1 protein-coding gene is annotated in these 454 nt (G+C 65.2%); it reads left to right on the top strand.

Going from position 1 to position 454, the window contains the following annotated elements:
• Positions 1 to 401: ATP-binding protein (locus PA598K_RS34790; protein WP_148092047.1), on the top strand; the 401-nt coding region annotated here is incomplete at its 5' end.
• Positions 402 to 454 lie beyond the last annotated feature (53 nt).

Raw genomic sequence — 454 nt, 5'->3', positions numbered from 1 at the left:
AGCAGGTCGAGCTCGCTTATACCGATGAGGCGAAGCTGCGTCAACTGCTCTACATCTTCCTCGACAATGCCCGCAAGTTCAGCGACGGGCCGATCCGCATCGTCGTCGACGCCGATGGCGACGAGCCTTGCTTGCATGTCATCGACCAGGGGATCGGCATCCCGGCTTCGCAGCTGCCCAAAGTATTCGACCGGTTCTATCGCGTCGATGAAGCGCGCAGTCGCCAGGATGGCGGAGCTGGACTGGGTCTGGCGCTGGCCCGCGAGCTGGCGGAAGCGATCGGGGTGCGGATCGAGCTGGACAGCACGCCTGGCGTCGGTACGAGGGCGACGATCCGGTGCAGCCTGGCCAGCAGCTCGGACGATAAGGGAGATCGGGAGAAGGGAGGCGAGCGGCGATGAGACGAATATGGCGAATGCGCGGGCTCGTGGCGGGGGTGCTGCTGCTGGCGCTG

It is taken from the genome of Paenibacillus sp. 598K, from assembly GCF_003851045.1.
GTDB lineage: Bacteria > Bacillota > Bacilli > Paenibacillales > Paenibacillaceae > Paenibacillus_D.
Note: the sequence above shows the minus strand (reverse complement) of the source record. Positions and strands in the feature narration are given on the sequence as shown.